The sequence below is a fragment of the Oleiphilus sp. HI0061 genome (genome assembly GCF_001635675.1).
The window spans coordinates 1-553 of record NZ_LWFE01000106.1; the positions used below are offsets into that span (position 1 = coordinate 1).

A 553-nucleotide genomic window follows, 5' to 3' on the forward strand; every position below is an offset into this window, starting at 1 on the left:
TGTTAAGGTAAAGGCCGAGACGATTGAAGGAAAGAAATTCAAGTTCAAGCCTAAGCCTTTTGAGGCTGAGTTCCCGATACCGGCGGGTGCTTCAAATAATATCGTGTCAGTGAACGAGCAAGAAGATGCCCCAGAAGAGTTGCCTGCAGAGGCAATTGCGGAAGAAAAGGTAGAAGAGCCGAAAGCTGAAGAACCTAAAGAGGAAGCGAAAGAAGAGCTGCCTCAGCCAGCCGAAGAGCCCGTTAAGGAAGAGGTGGAAGAGCCTGTTGAAGAGCCCGAAGCGGAAGAAGAGCTGGTAGAAGAGTCAGAAGACGATATGATGATTTGGTTTATTATCGGCCGCGGTGTTCTAGGGGGCTTGCTCTTGGGTGGCTTAGCCTTCTATTTGCTTAAAAAGCGTCAGGCGAAAGAGGAAGAAGAGGAAGTTGAAGAAACAGAAATCCTGAGCGATCAGGATGTTGAAGAAATTGCAGAAGATGTAGAAACTGAAGCGAGTGCTGAGGTGGAAGAAGAACCCGAAGCAGAACCGGATGATGGCTTAGACTTTGTTGAA

1 protein-coding gene is annotated in these 553 nt (G+C 47.9%); it reads left to right on the forward strand.

The genetic code is table 11. The features are described 5' to 3' along the window. Window positions 1-553, forward strand: a 553-nt coding sequence (locus A3735_RS30045) for a hypothetical protein (RefSeq protein WP_197485575.1), incomplete at both ends; no start/stop codon positions are given.